This window comes from Porphyromonas sp. CAG:1061 (assembly GCF_000435035.1).
In the GTDB taxonomy this organism is placed as follows: Bacteria; Bacteroidota; Bacteroidia; order Bacteroidales; family Porphyromonadaceae; genus Porphyromonas_A; species Porphyromonas_A somerae.
Map to the genome: position 1 here is coordinate 1 of NZ_HF988928.1, position 2,863 is coordinate 2,863.

At 51.1% G+C, this 2,863-nt stretch carries 3 protein-coding genes; all 3 read left to right on the top strand.

All coding sequences use genetic code 11. From position 1 onward, the window contains the following. Nucleotides 1-370 precede the first annotated feature (370 nt). Nucleotides 371-850: a tRNA (adenosine(37)-N6)-threonylcarbamoyltransferase complex ATPase subunit type 1 TsaE gene (gene tsaE, locus QVO39_RS06425; RefSeq protein WP_021903494.1), complete on the top strand. Its 480-nt coding sequence runs from the start codon at nucleotides 371-373 to the stop codon at nucleotides 848-850. Then, a complete protein-coding gene (locus QVO39_RS06430) occupies nucleotides 850-1,092 on the top strand; it encodes a hypothetical protein (RefSeq protein WP_018027789.1) in 243 nt (80 codons plus the stop codon). The genes tsaE and QVO39_RS06430 overlap by 1 nt, the downstream gene beginning before the upstream one ends. A 2-nt stretch (nucleotides 1,093-1,094) precedes the next feature. Continuing rightward, a partial coding sequence (locus QVO39_RS06435) for a tetratricopeptide repeat protein (protein ID WP_288171878.1) occupies nucleotides 1,095-2,863 on the top strand: 1,769 nt, incomplete at its 3' end.

The window sequence follows — 2,863 nt, forward strand, 5'->3', positions numbered from 1 at the left end:
GGTTATTAGACCATGTAAGCCCTTCGGGCTACTAGCACCCCTTCCGACACGGGTCTTATGGGAGAAGGACCTCTGCGGAGGTTCTTTTTTGGTGATGGTTAATGGTGAATCGGGGGAATATTTGTCTATTGGCTGGGAAATAGGTAGTTTTGTTTATTGAGACTGTTGCACGAAGGCGATCTGCTGCGTTGCTTTCGGAGTTCGGCCTAGGTCACGTACGTTAGTACGCTCCCTTCGGCCTCATCCTCAGCGCCTTGCATCTCATCCTTCGTGCAAAGTCTCAGCACATTTGAGAAAATATGTGAGAATGGCACTTCGTGCAACATTCTCTTTGTAACTTGATTTAACTAATTTGATATATTGGATATATATGGGGACTAAACAAATAGAGTGGGGCGAGGGAAAGAGCATAGAGTATCAGCTCAGTGAGGTGCCGGAGGTGGCTAGCTTTCTACTGAAGGAGCTAGGCGAACAGCCTGTGTGGCTATTTGACGCACCGATGGGGGCAGGTAAGACGACGCTTATTAAGGAACTTGCTAAAGAGCTTGGCGTGGAGGAGGTAACGAGTAGCCCTACCTTCGCCATTGTCAATGAGTATCACACCGAAAGTGGCGATCCTGTTTACCACTTCGACGCTTATCGCCTTGAGACGCACGACGACTTGCAAAACATCGGTGCTACCGACTACCTCTACAGCGGCTACTACTGCTTTGTGGAGTGGCCAGCACTCTTCACCCCTTTTCTGCCAGATGAAGACGAAGTAGTGCGTGTAAGAATTGAGATGGAGGGTGACCACCGACGTCTCTCTCTGCTTAGTGCTGAGGAGCCATTCATCTACGACCCACGGTAATGACGAAAGCGGGACTGGTCTATATTGCCCTCGGGCTAATGTTTGTCCTCCCTGGGCTTATGGCCCTATGGGTCGGGCTGAGGGGTAGCCGTTGGTTTTTCAATAGTCGCTCCTACGGCTTCCTCCCCAAGAAGATAGGTTTGGGTGGTGCCAGGATAGCGATGGTATTAGTTGGGCTGTTGCTACTCGCGGCGGCAGTGTTGGTAGTTGTGGACCCAATGGGAATCATGAAAGGAGCTTAAGAATGAAAAAAAGAGAGATTTCTCTATCAGAATATGGAGTGGAGGAGTATTACCCTCCCCGAGTGCGGTGGCATGTGAATAAAACGCTCGAGGGGCTCTACGGCATGGTACTGAAAGATATGCGGTCGTTGCCGTTGACGGAGAGTGGAGAGATCCAGCAGCTAGAGGAGACTTACAAGTACCTTACTTACTACTATAAGGAGGGTACGGACGACCCAAAGCGCAGTGAGATCTTGAGGGGGATAGGTACCTCTCTGATGCAAATGCTCCGTGCCAATGCGGCTCATATCGAGGAGGAGGAGCGACCAAATGACACTCGTTGCGAGACCGTACAGAGGCTCAAGATTTACCAGCTCAATGCTGAGAAAATAGTTCATCTAATTGATGAGCTATCCGAGGAGGTATCCAAGAGAGAGCAGAGCTTCTTTGATAAGGTGGACCAACTCTTCGACTACCTCTGGGCTACACCACGGCTTCCCAAGTCGGTGAGTGAGCGTCTGCAATATTCCCTTGAGGTGACACAGTTGCCACCACTTATAGCTCAGAGTGTTGTCTCTGCCCTTTTTGTGGGGAGTATGGAGTATTTTGATGAGCAAAAGCTCTCGCTACTCCTAGCCTTTGGAAAGGGTCATCACGATCCTATTGTGCGGGGTGCCGCTATGGCAGCACTCCTTGTCTTGGGTCGCCGTCATCAGGCGGAACTGTGTGCCCTTCACCCCGATTTGGTTGCGGAGGTAGAGACCTTTCTTTTATCTCGTGAAGAGCTGTTGCTAGAGCTACTTAAGGTGGTGCAGATATCGTACAAGACGACCGAAAACCACAAGACCTATGAGGAGAAGATTGTGCCTGAGCTAAAGAATATCAGTGATAAGTTTCGGCAGTCTATGAGTGGTACTGGCTCACTCAGTAGTCAGATAGCAGAGCTACAGAAGAAGGCGATTGATAAGGAGCACTTCGAGGAGATGGAGGAGCTGATGGCTAAGGTGCCAGATCAATTGAAGATGCTACAAGATGCGGAGCAAGATACCGCTTACCACCTAGTCACAGGGCTCAAGGGCTTTGCCTTTTTCAGTAAGATGAGCCACTGGTTCCTGAGGTTTGATGAGCAGTATCCCGACCTAGACCAGGCGAATGTGGAGGTCTTTACTCGCATCCTGCCATTTATGTCGCAAGGGCGTAGAATGATTAGCGCTGACATGTATTCGTATGCCTTGGTACCAGCATGGAGAGAGGTGGTTCGTGGCATGGAGGCCGATATTTTAGAGCAGTCAATGCCCGATGCTACTCCTTTGCCAGCACCCACTGAGGTAGATGGCGCGAGGGAACTCCTCTTTAGTGCCTACCGCTTTTACCAGCTTTCGAGTCATCGACATACGTTGGTGAGCCCATTTGCTCGTTCTCCCTATCTGCTTGATGGGGCCTTCCTCTCCAGGCGAGGACTACTTAGCGAGGAGGGGTTGCTCAAGCTCGCAACTATGATGGTGGGCTTTGGGCAATACGATGCCGCAGGCCGCACTTATGAGCGGGTGGTGACGGACTATCTGACCAATACCGCTGAGGTGTGGCGAGGGATGTCGGTGGCAAGTATTATGCGTAACGACCACGAGGGGGCACTGCAGCAGCTGCAAAAGGCGGTGGAACTGGAGGGACCAACAGCTATAACGGCGAGTAAGATAGCCGAACTGCTGATTAAGCTTGGTCGTAGGGGCGAGGCGATCAAGTGGCTGGAGACGAGTGAGGAGCAGGTGGAGAGCTATCGGCTTCCCTTGCT

What these genes read in the sequence shown, in the direction of transcription:
- QVO39_RS06430 (WP_018027789.1), top strand. Translation starts at nt 850, where the DNA reads ATGACGAAAGCGGGACTGGTCTATATTGCCCTCGGGCTAATGTTTGTC.
- tsaE (WP_021903494.1), top strand. Translation starts at nt 371, where the DNA reads ATGGGGACTAAACAAATAGAGTGGGGCGAGGGAAAGAGCATAGAGTAT.